The sequence below is a fragment of the Pseudomonas solani genome, from assembly GCF_026072635.1.
GTDB classification, from domain to species: Bacteria; Pseudomonadota; Gammaproteobacteria; order Pseudomonadales; family Pseudomonadaceae; genus Metapseudomonas; species Metapseudomonas solani.
Map to the genome: position 1 here is coordinate 5,205,367 of NZ_AP023081.1, position 14,824 is coordinate 5,220,190.

Annotated in this window: 13 protein-coding genes; 12 read left to right on the forward strand and 1 reads right to left on the reverse strand. The window is 66.7% G+C overall.

From position 1 onward, the window contains the following. Positions 1–105 precede the first annotated feature (105 nt). From PSm6_RS23855 to PSm6_RS23885, 7 genes are all read left to right on the forward strand, one after another. The gene (locus PSm6_RS23855; protein ID WP_265168419.1) at positions 106–1,002 is read left to right on the forward strand and encodes a helix-turn-helix domain-containing protein; all 897 of its coding nucleotides are present in this window, start codon (positions 106–108) and stop codon (positions 1,000–1,002) included. A gap of 148 nt (positions 1,003–1,150) precedes the next feature. Then, positions 1,151–2,404, forward strand: a complete 1,254-nt coding sequence (locus PSm6_RS23860) for an ABC transporter substrate-binding protein (protein ID WP_021222506.1) — start codon at positions 1,151–1,153, stop codon at positions 2,402–2,404. Positions 2,405–2,547: 143 nt separating this feature from the next. Further along, positions 2,548–3,456: a carbohydrate ABC transporter permease gene (locus PSm6_RS23865; protein WP_263403046.1), complete on the forward strand. Its 909-nt coding sequence runs from the start codon at positions 2,548–2,550 to the stop codon at positions 3,454–3,456. Continuing rightward, a complete protein-coding gene (locus tag PSm6_RS23870; RefSeq protein WP_021222508.1) occupies positions 3,449–4,294 on the forward strand; it encodes a carbohydrate ABC transporter permease in 846 nt (281 codons plus the stop codon). Before PSm6_RS23865 ends, PSm6_RS23870 begins: the two co-directional genes overlap by 8 nt. Before the next feature lie 46 nt (positions 4,295–4,340). Then, the gene (locus tag PSm6_RS23875) at positions 4,341–5,501 is read left to right on the forward strand and encodes an ABC transporter ATP-binding protein (RefSeq protein ID WP_021222509.1); all 1,161 of its coding nucleotides are present in this window, start codon (positions 4,341–4,343) and stop codon (positions 5,499–5,501) included. A gap of 83 nt (positions 5,502–5,584) precedes the next feature. Further along, positions 5,585–6,805 (forward strand): maltoporin, encoded by a 1,221-nt coding sequence (locus tag PSm6_RS23880; RefSeq protein WP_371876965.1) that lies wholly within the window; start codon positions 5,585–5,587, stop codon positions 6,803–6,805. A 22-nt stretch (positions 6,806–6,827) separates the two neighbouring features. Further along, entirely contained in the window at positions 6,828–7,724 is an 897-nt protein-coding gene (locus PSm6_RS23885) for a D-hexose-6-phosphate mutarotase (protein ID WP_265168420.1), read from the forward strand. Positions 7,725–8,302: 578 nt separating this feature from the next. On the opposite strand, the gene PSm6_RS23890 is transcribed toward PSm6_RS23885, so the two are convergent. Further along, entirely contained in the window at positions 8,303–9,172 is an 870-nt protein-coding gene (locus PSm6_RS23890) for a MurR/RpiR family transcriptional regulator (protein ID WP_021222869.1), read from the reverse strand. Positions 9,173–9,346: 174 nt separating this feature from the next. Between PSm6_RS23890 and zwf the strand changes: the two genes are divergently transcribed. The 5 genes from zwf (at position 9,347) to PSm6_RS23915 (ending at position 14,343) form a co-directional block, all read left to right on the forward strand. Next, a complete protein-coding gene (zwf, locus tag PSm6_RS23895) occupies positions 9,347–10,816 on the forward strand; it encodes a glucose-6-phosphate dehydrogenase (protein WP_021222870.1) in 1,470 nt (489 codons plus the stop codon). Further along, positions 10,803–11,519 (forward strand): 6-phosphogluconolactonase, encoded by a 717-nt coding sequence (pgl, locus tag PSm6_RS23900; protein ID WP_265168421.1) that lies wholly within the window; start codon positions 10,803–10,805, stop codon positions 11,517–11,519. Before zwf ends, pgl begins: the two co-directional genes overlap by 14 nt. A 16-nt stretch (positions 11,520–11,535) precedes the next feature. Beyond that, positions 11,536–12,213: a bifunctional 4-hydroxy-2-oxoglutarate aldolase/2-dehydro-3-deoxy-phosphogluconate aldolase gene (locus tag PSm6_RS23905; RefSeq protein ID WP_263403051.1), complete on the forward strand. Its 678-nt coding sequence runs from the start codon at positions 11,536–11,538 to the stop codon at positions 12,211–12,213. A 106-nt stretch (positions 12,214–12,319) separates the two neighbouring features. After that, the gene (locus tag PSm6_RS23910; protein ID WP_265168422.1) at positions 12,320–13,942 is read left to right on the forward strand and encodes an NADP-dependent glyceraldehyde-3-phosphate dehydrogenase; all 1,623 of its coding nucleotides are present in this window, start codon (positions 12,320–12,322) and stop codon (positions 13,940–13,942) included. After that, on the forward strand, positions 13,942–14,343 hold the full coding sequence (locus tag PSm6_RS23915; protein WP_265168423.1) for a DUF4952 domain-containing protein: 402 nt from the start codon (positions 13,942–13,944) through the stop codon (positions 14,341–14,343). The genes PSm6_RS23910 and PSm6_RS23915 overlap by 1 nt, the downstream gene beginning before the upstream one ends. The last annotated feature ends 481 nt before the right edge of the window (positions 14,344–14,824 follow it).

Consider the following 14,824-nt stretch of genomic DNA (forward strand, 5'->3'; position numbering starts at 1 on the left):
CTTCGCAGGCTATCCAGCGGGGCGCGGCGCCGATGCCGCGGTTAGAGGTGGAAACCGATACTTTTATGGCGTGAGTGCGTTCACCGGTTGCGCTATCGTGCCGGCATGCGTGCATTCCTCGAAACCATCACTCCCGACGACGGGGCCTCCTGGGCACTGCTGAACCGGCGCCTGGAGGAGGGCATCCCCTTCGAGTGGCACCACCACCCGGAGTACGAGCTGACCCTCACCCTCAACAGCCGTGGCCATCGCTACATCGGTGACGACATCGAGCCCTACGACGATGGCGACCTGGTGCTGGTCGGCCCCGGGTTGCCCCACAGCTGGTGCTCCCGCGAGCGGATCGACGCCGGGTCGCCCCATGTGGCGCTGGTCATCTGGTTCCACCGTGACTGGGCCAATGGCCTGCTGGCCATGTTCCCCGAGCTGCGCGACATCGGCGTGCTGCTGGCGGGTGCGGAGCAGGGGTTGAGTTTCGGTGCGGCGACCCGCGCCGGCGTGCGCCCGCTGATCGAAGCGATGCGGGGGGCGGAGCCGGGCCGGCGCCTGATGCTGTTGCTGGACGTCCTGTTGCAACTCTGTCGCGACCCGGATGTGCTGCACCTCGCCAACGCACCGGCCACGCCTGCCGCCATGCCCACGGCCGACCCGCGCATCCAGCGGGTGCTGGACCGGCTGCACCAGGGCTTTGCCGAGCCGCTTTCCATCCCCGAGTTGGCCGAACTCGCCTGCGTCAGCGTCTCGGCTTTCCATCGGATGTTTCGCCGCCACACGCGGATGACCGCCGTGCAATACGTCACGCGGTTGCGCATCGGTCGCGCCTGTTCGCTGCTGATCGCTACCGACCTGGCCGTGGTACGCATCGCCGAGCAGGTGGGCTATGCCAACCTCTCGCTGTTCAACCGCCAGTTCCTCGCGCTCAAGGCCAGCACCCCGAGGGACTTCCGCCGCCTGCACCGCAAGGCGCCGAACCCGCCCCGGGTGGTGTCGGCGATGGGTTGAACCAACCGAGGCAGTTTCCGTTCTGTGTAACCGAGCTGTGACCTTCGGGCATCCCTTTGTTACCCGGCGTTCCGACCATCCTGTTTAGACTCCTGGCATGCGCAAGCACCGACTTGCACAGCCATAAAAACAAAAAGGTGATCCCCTCATGAATGCGTTCTCTCGCCTGGCCGTTGTCGTATCCCTCGCTTCGCTCTTCCCCCTTTCCGCCCTAGCCGGTGAAGTGGAGGTTCTGCACTGGTGGACCTCCGGTGGCGAAAAACGCGCCGCCGATACCCTCAAGGAACTGGTCGAGAAGAAAGGCCATACCTGGAAAGACTTCGCCGTCGCCGGCGGTGGTGGCGAGGCGGCCATGACCGTGCTCAAGACCCGCGCCGTATCCGGCAACCCGCCGTCCGCCGCGCAGATCAAGGGGCCGGACATCCAGGAGTGGGGCGAACTCGGCCTGCTCACCGAGATGGACAACGTGGCCGAGGAGGGCAAGTGGGACCAACTGCTGCCCAAGCAGGTCGCCGGCATCATGAAATACGACGACCACTACGTGGCCGTGCCGGTCAACGTGCACCGGGTCAACTGGCTGTGGATCAACCCCGAGGTGTTCAAGAAGGCCGGCGCCACGCCGCCCACCACCCTCGACGAATTCTTCGTCGCCGCCGACAAGCTCAAGGCCGCCGGCTTCATCCCCGTCGCCCACGGTGGCCAGCCCTGGCAGGACGGCACCACCTTCGAAAACATCGCCCTGAGCATTCTCGGCCCGCAGGACTACCACAAGGCCTTCGTCGAGCTGGATTCGGCGACCCTCTCCGGCGACAAGATGGTCAAGGTGTTCGCCACCCTGCAGAAGCTCCACGGCTACATCGACGCCAACGCCGCCGGCCGCGACTGGAACTCCGCCGCCGCGCTGGTCATCAACGGCAAGGCCGGCATGCAGATCATGGGCGACTGGGCCAAGGGCGAATGGACTGCCGCCGGCAAGGTGGCGGGCAAGGACTACCTCTGCGTGCCGTTCCCCGGCACCCAGGGCAGCTTCGACTACAACATCGACTCGCTGACGATGTTCAAGCTCAAGGACGAAGCCAACCGCAGTGCTCAGGAAGACCTGGCGCGCATCGTCATGGGCACCGAGTTCCAGACCCTGTTCAGCCAGAACAAGGGCTCCATCCCGGTGCGCCAGGACGTCGACATGAGCGGCTTCGACAGCTGCGCCCAGGCCTCCATGAAGGACTTCAAGGAAGCCGTCGGCAACGGCGGGCTGCAGCCGAGCATGGCGCACCTGATGGCCTCCTCGGGCTACGTCCAGGGCGCCGTGTTCGATGTGGTCACCAATTTCTTCAACTCCCCCTCGGCGGACCCGAAGAAAGCCGCCCAGCAGCTGGCTGCCGCCATCCAGGCCGTGCAGTGACCTCCGGGGCCGCGTAAGCGGCCCCTCCCTTACCGACGATTTTCCAGGTGCCGGCAGGCGCCACGGGTTCCTGCTGCCTCGATTTCTCTCTGCTCCCTCCGGGAGAGCGGGCTGTTCGCGTCACCTGTCATACGGAGTGCCCCATGAGCTCAACCGCAGTCTTCGCCAAGGCATCGCCGCTGGATGCGCTGCAACGCTGGCTTCCCAAGCTGGTGCTGGCGCCGAGCATGCTCATCGTGCTGGTCGGCTTCTACGGCTACATCCTCTGGACCTTCCTGCTGTCCTTCACCAACTCGCGCTTCATGCCCAGCTACAAGTGGGTGGGCCTGCAGCAGTACGAGCGCCTGTGGGACAACGACCGCTGGTGGGTCGCCAGCCACAACCTGCTGGTCTATGGCGGGCTGTTCATCACCATCAGCCTGGTGATCGGCGTATTCCTCGCCGTGCTGCTGGACCAGCGCATCCGCCGCGAAGGCTTCATCCGCACCGTCTACCTGTACCCCATGGCGCTGTCGATGATCGTCACCGGCACCGCCTGGAAGTGGCTGCTCAACCCCGGCCTGGGGCTGGACAAGCTGCTGCGCGACTGGGGCTGGGAAGGCTTCCGCCTCGACTGGCTGGTGGACCCGGACCGCGTCGTCTACTGCCTGGTGATCGCCGCCGTGTGGCAATCCTCCGGCTTCGTCATGGCGCTGTTCCTTGCCGGCCTGCGCGGGGTCGACCAATCCATCGTCCGCGCCGCCCAGGTGGACGGCGCCAGCCTGCCCACCATCTACCTGCGCATCGTCCTGCCGAGCCTGCGCCCGGTGTTCTTCAGTGCGCTGATGATCCTCGCCCACATCGCCATCAAGAGTTTCGACCTGGTGGCGGCGATGACCGCCGGCGGCCCCGGCTACTCCTCCGACCTGCCGGCGATGTTCATGTACGCCAGCACCTTCACCCGTGGGCAGATGGGCCTCGGCGCGGCCAGCGCCATGCTCATGCTCGGCGCCGTGCTGGCGATCATCGTGCCCTACCTGTATTCCGAACTGAGGAACAAGCGCCATGACTAGCCTGGCCGGAAAACCCCCGTTCAGCCTCAGCCGCCTGGCCATCCACGCGACCCTGATCTTCGCCTGCGCCCTGTACCTGGTGCCGCTGGTGGTGATGCTGCTGACCAGTTTCAAGACCCCCGACGACATCCGCACCGGCAACCTGCTGTCGCTGCCGGACGTGTTCACCCTGATCGGCTGGGCCAAGGCCTGGACCCAGGTCGGCGGCTACTTCTGGAACTCGGTGATGATCACCGTGCCGGCGGTGCTGATCTCCACGCTGCTCGGTGCGCTCAACGGCTACGTGCTGTCCATGTGGCGCTTCCGTGGCTCGCAGCTGTTCTTCGGCGCGCTGCTGTTCGGCTGCTTCCTGCCGTTCCAGGTGGTGCTGCTGCCGGCGTCCTTCACCCTCGGCCAGTTCGGCCTGGCCAACACCACTGCCGGCCTGGTGCTGGTGCACGTGGTCTACGGCCTGGCCTTCACCACGCTGTTCTTCCGCAACTTCTACGTCAGCATCCCCGACGCCCTGGTGCGTGCGGCGCGGCTCGACGGCGCGGGGTTCTTCACCATCTTCGGGCGCATCCTGCTGCCCATGTCGGTGCCCACCGTCATGGTCTGCCTGATCTGGCAGTTCACCCAGATCTGGAACGACTTCCTCTTCGGCGTGGTGTTCGCCAGCGGCGACAGCCAGCCCATCACCGTGGCCCTCAACAACCTGGTCAACACCAGCACCGGGGCCAAGGAATACAACGTCGACATGGCCGCCGCGATGATCGCGGGCCTGCCGACCCTGCTCGTCTACGTGTTCGCCGGCAAGTACTTCCTCCGGGGTTTGACCGCCGGTGCGGTCAAGGGCTGAACGCCGTTGCGCGTGCCCGCGACGCTACTCATTTGTGGAGATTGATATGGCAACCCTCGAACTGCGCAACGTCAACAAACGCTACGGCAGCGGCCTGGCCGACACCCTCCGGGACATCGAACTGTCCATCGACTCGGGTGAATTCCTGATCCTCGTCGGCCCCTCGGGCTGCGGCAAATCCACCCTGATGAACTGCATCGCCGGGCTGGAGGACATCACCGGTGGCGCCATACTCGTGGACGGTGCCGACATCAGCGGCATGAGCCCCAAGGACCGGGACATCGCCATGGTGTTCCAGTCCTACGCCCTGTACCCGACCATGAGCGTGCGCCAGAACATCGCCTTCGGCCTGAAGATCCGCAAGCTGCCTGCCGCCGAGATCGAGGCCGAAGTCAGCCGCGTGGCCAAGCTGCTGCAGATCGAGCACCTGCTCGAGCGCAAGCCCGGCCAGCTCTCCGGCGGCCAGCAGCAGCGCGTGGCCATGGGCCGGGCCCTGGCACGGCGGCCGAAGATCTACCTGTTCGACGAGCCGCTCTCCAACCTCGACGCCAAGCTGCGGGTGGAGATGCGCACCGAAATCAAGCTCATGCACCAGCGCCTCAAGACCACCACCGTCTACGTCACCCACGACCAGATCGAAGCCATGACCCTGGGCGACAAGGTGGCGGTGATGAAGGACGGCGTCATCCAGCAGTTCGGCACCCCGCAGCAGATCTACAACGACCCGGCCAACCTCTTCGTCGCCGGCTTCATGGGCTCGCCGCCGATGAACTTCATCCCCCTGCGCCTGCAGCGCCGCGACGGCCAGCTGTGGGCCCTGCTGGACAGCGGCCAGGCCCGCTGCGAGCTGCCCCTGGGCGAGCTGGGGGAGGGCATCGAAGGGCGCGAGGTGATCCTCGGCGTGCGCCCCGAGCAGATCCTCGCCAGTGCGCCGGCCGACGCCAGCCTGCCGAGCATCCGCGCCGAAATCGAAGTCACCGAACCCACCGGCCCCGACACCCTGGTGTTCACCAGCCTCAACCAGACCAAGGTCTGCTGCCGCCTGGCGCCGGACGCCGCGCCGCAGATAGGTGAAACCCTCTCGCTGTATTTCGATCCCAGCAAGGTATTGCTCTTCGACGCGCAGAGCGGTGAACGGCTGGGTGGGCTGGGAAAGTCACGAACCGTTGAGCGCGCGGGCAATGTCGCGCAGTTCAAGGGGCGTTGAAAGGAAGGCCGCCCCGGCTGCCATCCGAGCCCAGGGACGGCCCTGATATCCAAGGCAATACAACAATAAAAACTGGAGTGGATATGAACGTGAAGAAGAGTTGGTGGATGCTGCCCTGCGCCATGCTGGCGCTGCCCGGAGCGGCCAATGCACTGGAGTTCACCGGCTACATGCGCAGTGGCGCCGGCAGCTCCACCGACGGCGGCACCCAGTCGTGCTTCCAGCTGCCGGGGGCGCAGTCCAAGTACCGCCTCGGCAACGAGTGCGAGCAGTACATCGAGCTGGACCTGCGCCAGGACGTGTTCAAGCTCGACGACGGTTCGGTGATCAGCCTCGAAGGCATGGCCCAGCTGTACAACCAGTACGGCCATACGCCCAAGTTCACCGGCGACTACGGCTTCGCGCGGATGAACCAGATGTACGCCGAGTGGAGCAACATGCCCGCCCTCAATGGCGGCTCTTTCTGGGCGGGGCGTCGTTTCTACAAGCGTAACGACATCCACATCTCCGACTTCTACTACTGGAACCAGAGCGCCACCGGCTTCGGCTTCGACGAAGTGGCCATCGGCGACCTGAAGTACAGCTACGTCTTCTCGCGCAAGGACAACTACGACCAGAAGCCCTACATCAACCGCCACGACTTCAACGTCGGCGGCTTCCAGACCAACCCCGGCGGCGAGATGGAAGTGGGCTTCAGCTACATCGACAAGCCCGACAGCACCGACTCCCACAGTGGCTGGGCGGTGACCGCGCAGCACAAACAGAATCCCTTCGCCGGCGGCGCCAACACCTTCGCCCTGCAGTACGGCCGCGGCCCGGGCACCGGCCTCGGCTACACCGGTGACCCGACCCTGGACAACAGCGCCTCCAGCTGGCGCGCCGTGGAGTTCTTCGACTGGCAGATCACCCCGCGCTTCGGTGGCCAGTTCGAGGTCGTCTACCAGAAGGACAAGCGCCCCGACGGCGCCGACCAGAACTGGCTGTCGGTCGGCGTGCGTCCGGTCTACGCCATCACCGAGCAGTTCAAGCTGGTCACCGAGCTGGGTCGCGACCAGGTGGAAGCCCCTGGCGGCACCCGCAAACTGACCAAGTTCACCATCGCCCCCACCTGGTCGCCCGCCGGCCCGGGCTTCTGGGAGCGCCCGGAAATTCGCCTCTACTACACCTACGCCAGCTGGAACGAAGCGGCGCAGCGTTCGGCCAGCCTGCTGGCGGCCGGCTCGGCGCTCTCCGACACCGGCGCCTACGGCACCGACCTGCACGGCTCCAACGTCGGTGTGCAGATCGAGTACTGGTGGAAGTGAGCCTGCGCGGCGCGGCCCTGCGATGAGTCGTGGCGAACCGCGCCGCCATGGCCTGGAACTGGCGACCGAGCCCGTGGAGCATCCGCTCGCCGGGCTCTTCGTTCCCGGTGTGCGCCAGGTCTTCCGCTGGGGCAGCGAGCAGGGGCGCGAGCTGCTGCTGATCGATCACCCGCGCTGCCGCGCCATCTTTGCCCGCCAGGGCGGCCAGCTGCTGCACTTCCAGCCGCGCGGCGAACGCCCGCTGCTCTGGTGCGCCGCGCGCTGGCCCAGGCTCGGCGCCATACGCGGCGGCGTGCCGGTGTGCTGGCCCTGGTTCGGTCGCCACCCGCAGGAAAGCGGCTGGCCCCACCACGGCTGGGCACGCCTCACGGACTGGCGCCTGCAGGAGCGCGAAAGCTCGGACGCCGGCGTGCGCCTGCGCTGGCGCCTGGCCCTGCATGACTGGGAGGTGGAGCTGCAGGCGGAGCTGGGCGATGAACTGGCGCTGACCCTGACCACCCGCCATGGCGACCAGGAACCCTGCGTGCTCAGCCAGGCGCTGCATGCCTATTGGAGCATCAGCGACATCGCCCGGGTCGCCGTGCTGGGACTGGAGGGCGCCAGCGGGCAGGACCTGCTCAGCCGCCAGCGCTTCACCCAGCAGGGCGAGCTGCGCCCGGTGGAAGGCTGTCATCGCATCTTCGATCACGCCGGCCCGCTGCACCTGCAGGACGCCGGCTGGCAACGCCGTGTGCGCATCGACACCGGCGGTTCACCCAATACCGTGGTCTGGCACCCCGGCAGCCGCCCACTCAGCGATGTCAGCTGGAAGGAAGGCCTCGGCTTCGCCAGCATCGAAGCCGCCGCCTGCGGCACCGGCAGCCAGATCCTCGCGCCCGGGGAAGAAGCACGCATTCAGCTCAAGGCGCGAGTGGAATGAATCCCTAAGGTAGCCCGGGCTTCAGCCCGGGAGCGGCGGGGCACTCCCTGTAGGAGCGAATTCATTGGCTCTGTTTGCGTTAGCTGTTGTGGTTCTAATGCAAGCGCTCAAGCACGGTGCTTTCCGGGCATTTAGGGATTTCTTCCACCTCCACCGCATGGGTTTCGCTCCGCTCTACCCATCCTACGAATGCCTGTGCGCACCACGTGGCGATGCGCTGGACGAAGAAAGTTGGAGCAGCCGCCAACGCCCCTCCAGGAGGCCGAACGCAGTCGTTGCGCAGGGGGGCGAGCGGCATGGATGCCGCGAGAGCAGGTAGCCCGGGCTTCAGCCCGGGAGCAGGCATTTACGAAACTCGGCAGGATGAACGCGTGCCGTAGGGTGTGCCGTGCGCACCTCCGCTCGGTGCTTCCGGCGAGTTCGAGGTGCGCGCAGCACACCCTACGTCCAGAGTAAGGGGCGGCTGCATGCTCCGAGGCCTGGTTGGGCTCCCTTCCAGGAGGGCTAAAAGCAACGCCATCCCCCGACCACCGGCCCCGAATCAATCCCGCAACCATGGGTCTGCCCTTGAAAGGGGCTCAGCCCGGCTCTTCGTCCGCGGGGTAGCGGCTGGCGTTGAGGCTTTCCTTGATCTTGCGCAGGTGCGGCTGGAAGTCGACGCCGCGGCGCAGGGTCACGCCGGTGGCCAGCACATCGAGCACGGTGAGCTGGATGATGCGCGAGGTCATCGGCATGTAGATGTCGGTGTCCTCCGGCAGCGGGATGTCCAGGCTCAGGGTGCTGGCGCGGGCCAGCGGCGAGCCGGCGGCGGTCAGGCCCAGCACCGAGGCGCCGTTCTGCCGCGCCAGGCGCGCCACTTCCACCAGTTCGCGGGTGCGGCCGGTGTAGGAAATGATCACGAACAGGTCGCCGGTGTGGGCCACCGAAGCCAGCATGCGCTGCATCAGCACATCGGCATGGGCCGACACGGCGAGGTTGAAGCGGAAGAACTTGTGCTGGGCGTCCAGGGCCACCGGTGCCGAGGCGCCCAGGCCGAAGAAATGGATCTGCCGGGCCTGGATCAGCAGGTCCACGGCGCGGCTGATCAGCTGCGGGTCGAGGGCGTTGCAGGCGCTGTCCAGGGACGCGATGGCGCTGCCGAAGATCTTGCGCGTGTAGGCCTCGGGGCCGTCGTCCGCCTCTACCGCGCGGCTGACGTAGGCGGCGCCGCTGGCCAGGCTCTGCGCCAGCTGCATCTTCAGCTCCGGGTAACCGTTGACGCCGAAGGAGCGGCAGAAGCGGTTCACCGTAGGCTCGCTGACGCTGGCGGCCTGGGCGAGGGCGGCGATGCTGAAGCGCGTCGCCTGCTGTGGGTCCTGGAGAATGACTTCGGCGACCTTGCGTTCGGCCTTGTTGAGGTCTTCGAGTCGTCCCTGGATCTGCTCCAGAAGATTGCGTACGCGGTCCATGTAGGTTCCTTGCAAGGGGCCTGCAAAATCGGTGGCCTATCGTAATGAGGGGCACCGGCCAGAGCCAGAGGTAACAGGAGGGTGACAAAATGTTGTTCTTATTACTACATTTATTCTTGAAATGGCCATTATCACCGTGTATTTCTAGTTCAACCTCGTAAAAGAACAATCATTATGGCTTCCTTATCCGTAGAACCCTGCACCTTCGCCCTGTTCGGCGCCCTCGGCGACCTGGCCTTGCGCAAGCTGTTCCCGGCGCTCTACCAACTGGACCGCGCCGGCCTGCTGCATGGCGACACGCGCATCCTCGCCCTGGCCCGCGAAAGCGAGGAGGGCGGCGCTCGCCTGGCATCCATCGAGGAACACCTGCGTGGCTACGTGCCGGAGCGGGAGATCGACGCAGCCGTGTTGCAGCGCTTCATGGCACGGCTGAGCTACCTGCCCATGGATTTCCTCCACGCCGAGGGCTACCAGGTGTTGGCCGAGCGCGTCGGCCCGGAGGAGCGGCTGATCGCCTACTTCGCCACGCCGGCTTCGGTCTATGGCGCCATCTGCGAGGGCCTGGCCCGCGTCGAGCGCGCCCGCCACACCCGCGTGGTGCTGGAAAAGCCCATCGGCCACGACCTGGAATCCTCGCGTCGGGTCAACGACGCGGTGGCCGTGCATTTCCCCGAGAACCGCATCTACCGGATCGACCACTACCTGGGCAAGGAGACGGTGCAGAACCTCATCGCCCTGCGCTTCGCCAACAGCCTGTTCGAAACCCAGTGGAACCAGCACCACATCTCCCACGTGGAAATCACCGTGGCCGAGCAGGTGGGTATCGAGGGCCGCTGGGGCTACTTCGACGAAGCCGGCCAGCTGCGCGACATGATCCAGAACCACCTGCTGCAGCTGCTCTGCCTGATCGCCATGGACCCGCCCAGCGACCTTTCCGCCGACAGCATCCGTGACGAGAAGGTCAAGGTGCTCAAGGCCCTGGCGCCCATCACTGCCGCCCAGGTGGCGCAGCAGGTGGTGCGCGGCCAGTACATCGCCGGCAGCACCCAGGGCCGCCCGGTGCCGGGCTACCTGGAAGAAGAGAACTCCAACACCCAGAGCGACACCGAAACCTTCGTCGCCCTGCGTGCCGACATCCGCAACTGGCGCTGGAACGGCGTGCCCTTCTACCTGCGCACCGGCAAGCGCATGCCGCAGAAGCTGTCGCAGATCGTCATCCACTTCAAGGAGCCGCCGCACTACATCTTCGCCCCCGAGCAGCGCCCGCTGATCAGCAACCGGCTGATCATCCGCCTGCAGCCCGACGAAGGCATCTCCCTGCAGGTGATGACCAAGGACCAGGGCCTGGACAAGGGCATGCAGCTGCGCAGCGGCCCGCTGCAACTGAGCTTCTCCGACACCTACCGCAGCGCGCGGATCCCCGATGCCTACGAACGCCTCCTGCTGGAGGTGATGCAGGGCAACCAGAACCTCTTCGTGCGCAAGGACGAAATCGAGTACGCCTGGCAATGGTGCGACCAGTTGATCGACGGCTGGAAGCAGTTGGGCGACTCCCCCAAACCCTACGCGGCCGGCACCTGGGGGCCGGTCGCATCCATCGCATTGATCACCCGTGACGGCAGGAGCTGGTATGGCGATCTGTAATCTCGACCTGCCCACGCAGGTCACCGGGGTCAGCCTCGGCAGCCCCGAACAACTGGCCGGCGAACTGGCCCTGCACGTGGCCGGCGCCTTGCGCTCGGCCATCGACTCCCACGGCGTGGCCTCCCTGGTGGTTTCCGGCGGGCGCAGCCCCATCGCCTTCCTCGAGCGGTTGTCCGCCCAGGAACTGGACTGGTCCCGCGTCGCCGTCAGCCTCGCCGACGAGCGCTGGGTGCCGGTGGGCCACGCCGACAGCAACGAAGGCCTGGTGCGTCTTCACCTGCTGCAAGGCCCGGCGGCCAAGGCACGCTTCATCGGCCTCTACCATTCCGCCGCCAGCCTGGACGAGGCGGCGCGCCTGGCCGATGCCGCGCTCGCCGAGCTGCCGCAGCCCATCGACGTGCTGGTGCTGGGCATGGGCGAGGATGGTCACACCGCCTCGCTGTTCCCCAAGAGCCCCGGCCTGGACGACGCCTTGAGCCACTCGTGCACCCGGCGCTGCGTGCCCATGCAGGCGCCGAGCGTGCCGCGCCAGCGCCTGTCCATGCCGTTGCCGCTGCTGGCCGGCGCGCGCCTCACGCTGCTGGCGGTGCAGGGGCAGGGCAAGCTCGACACCCTGGCCACCGCGCTGGCCGGTGAAGACGTGGCGGCCATGCCGATCCGCGCCTTCCTCCACCAGCCCCTCGAGATCTACTGGTGCCCTTGAGCCCGAAGGACCTGTCATGACCGCGAATTCCTCCCCCGCGCGCAACGTGCCGAGCATGGCCGAGAAGGTCGAGATGATCGACCGCCTCTGCGCCGAAGCGCGCATCCTCCCGGTGATCACCATCGAGCGCGAGGAACACATCCTGCCCCTGGCCAACGCCCTGGCCGCCGGCGGCCTGCGCGCCCTGGAAATCACCCTGCGCTCCGAGCACGGCCTCACCGCCATCCGCCTGCTGCGCGAGCAGCGCCCGGACCTGCTGATCGGCGCCGGCACCGTGCTGGATGAACACATGCTCGCCGACGCCGAAGCCGCCGGCGCGCAGTTCATCGTCACCCCCGGCTGCACCGCCGAGCTGCTCGACGCCGGCCGCGAAAGCCCGTTGCCGCTGCTGCCCGGTGTCGGCAGCGCCTCGGAAATCATGCTCGGCCACGCTCGCGGCTACCGGCGCTTCAAGCTGTTCCCGGCGGAAGTGGTGGGCGGTGCGGCGGCCCTCAAGGCATTCGCCGGACCCTTCCCGGGCATCCGCTTCTGCCCAACCGGCGGCGTCAAGCCGGACAACGTGCGTAACTACATGGCCCTGCCCAACGTCATGTGCGTAGGCGGTACCTGGATGATGGACAGCGCCTGGGTGCGCGCCGGCGACTGGGCGCGCATCGAAGCCGCCACAGCCGAAGCCTTGAAGCTGCTGGAATAAGGGCAGCCGGAAGATGCAAGCCGCCCGTGCGGGAGCACTGGCGGTGCAAGGAAGAGTCAGATCGCCGCGCCATCACTGCCATTCACGCTGCCCCGAGGATCGCCCCATGTCCCGTTTCGCCCCCGAAGCCCTGTTCCCCAGCCCCGCCGACATTCCCGAAGCCTGGCGCCTCGGCGCACCGGTGGAGCAGCGCGAATACCTGGTGGAGGGCGAACTGCGTCGCTGGGACGGTCCCCTGGCCACGGTGCGCAGCCCGATCTTCCTCAAGGGCGAGCAGGGCGAGGAACAGGTCATCCTCGGCAGCACGCCGCTGCTGGATGCCGACGCCGCGCTGGAGGCGCTGGACGCCGCCGTGCGTGCCTATGACAACGGCCAGGGCGCCTGGCCCAATATGCGTGTCGGTGAGCGCATCCACCATGTCGAGCTGTTCCTGGCGCGCATGCGCGAGCGGCGCCACGAGGTGGTGCGCCTGCTGATGTGGGAGATCGGCAAGAACCTCAAGGATTCCGAGAAGGAGTTCGACCGCACCTGTGACTACATGGTCGACACCATCAACGCCCTGAAGGAGCTCGACCGCCGCTCCAGCCGCTTCGAGCTGGAGCAGGGCACCCTCGGCCAGATCCGCCGCGTACCCCTGGGCGTGGCGCTGTGCATGGGCCCCTACAACTACCCATTGAACGAAACCTTCACCACGCTGATTCCGGCGCTGATCATGGGCAACACCGTGGTCTTCAAGCCGGCCAAGTTCGGCGTGCTGCTGATGCGCCCGCTGCTGGAAGCCTTCCGCGACAGCTTCCCGGCCGGCGTCATCAACATCATCTACGGCCGTGGCCGCGAGACCGTCAGCGCGCTGATGGCCAGCGGCAAGGTCGACGTCTTCGCCTTCATCGGCACCAACAAGGGCGCCAGCGACCTGAAGAAACTGCACCCGCGCCCGCACCGCCTGCGCGCCGCCCTGGGGCTGGATGCCAAGAACCCCGGCATCGTCCTGCCGCAGGTGGACCTGGACAACGCCGTCAACGAGGCCGTCACCGGCGCACTGTCGTTCAACGGCCAGCGCTGCACCGCGCTGAAGATCCTCTTCGTCCATGAAGACGTGCTCGAACCCTTCCTCGCGCGCTTCAGCGCCAAGCTCGCCGCGCTCAAGCCGGGCATGCCCTGGGAAGACGGCGTGGCGCTGACGCCGCTGCCGGAGCCGGGCAAGGTCGACTACCTCACCACCCTGCTGCAGGACGCCACCGCCAAGGGCGCCCAGGTGGTCAACGAGGGCGGCGGCCAGAGCCGCGAGAGCTTCTTCTACCCGGCGCTGCTGTGCCCGGTGAGCCCGGACATGCGCACCTACCAGGAAGAGCAGTTCGGCCCGCTGGTGCCCGTGGTGCCGTACCGCGACGTGCAGGTCGCCATCGACTACGTGCTGGATTCCGACTACGGCCAGCAGCTGTCGATCTTCGGCAACGACTCCGCCGAGGTCGGCCGCCTGGTGGACGCCTTCGCCAACCAGGTGGGGCGCATCAACATCAACGCCCAGTGCCAGCGCGGGCCGGACACCTTCCCCTTCAACGGGCGCAAGAACTCCGCCGAGGGCACCCTGTCCGTGCACGACGCGCTGCGCACCTTCTCCATCCGCACCCTGGTGGCCACGCGCTTCCAGGAAGACAACAAGACGCTGATCAGCGAGATCATCCGCAACCGCGAATCCAGCTTCATCAGCACCGATTACATCTTCTGATGCGCGGCGTCCCGATCCTCGCGCTGCTGCTCCTGGCCGGTGCCGCACAGGCGGCGGAACCGGCCTGCGGCGACTTCCTCGAACAGCTCGGGGTCGCGTCGCCCGGGTTGCACTTCGAAGGCTGCAAGCTGGAGGAGGGCGGCCAGCTGCGCCAGCTGGTGGCCGAGTACCAGGTGCCCGGCCCCCAGGCCCATGGCGTGGAAAGCCTGCTGCACCAGCGCTTCGGCCTGCAGCCGCTGCGCTTCATGTGTTGCGGCTGGGACACCCGGCCCGCCAGCGCGCCCCACGCCAGCGGCCGGCCCTACGAAATCCGCATGAGCTCAGGGGAAACCCTGGAGAAGGACTGGGCGCGCATCGACCGCTTCCACGTCAGTGTCACCCTCTATCTCGAAGACCCATAGTCAGCCGCCGAGCATCGCTGCGTTGGGCTTCGCAACGCTCGGCGCCAACCTCCGGAGCAGATCCGTGCGTAGGGTGGATGACGCTTTTTTCATCCACCGGCGGTGTGGTCGGGAAGCGCGGAGTCAAGGCAGTCCTGCGGCCTGCCTGGCGACTGAAGTCGCCCCTACAAGGTCGTGCCAAGGGGATTTCTTGTGGGAGCGAATTCATTCGCGATGGGGCGTTTGGGCAGCCGCAGCCACGTGCCGGCTGCGGGTCTTCGCGGCTGAAGCCGCTCCCACAAGGAGAGCCCGCTGCGACGCCAACCTCGGGAGGTGGTCCGTGCGTAGGGTGGATGACGCTTTTTTCATCCACCGGCGGTGTGGTCGGGAAGCGCGGAGTCAAGGCAGTCCTGCGGCCTGCCTGGCGACTGAAGTCGCCCCTACAAGGTCGTGCCAAGGGGATTTCTTGTGGGAGCGAATTCATTCGCGATGGGGCGTTTGG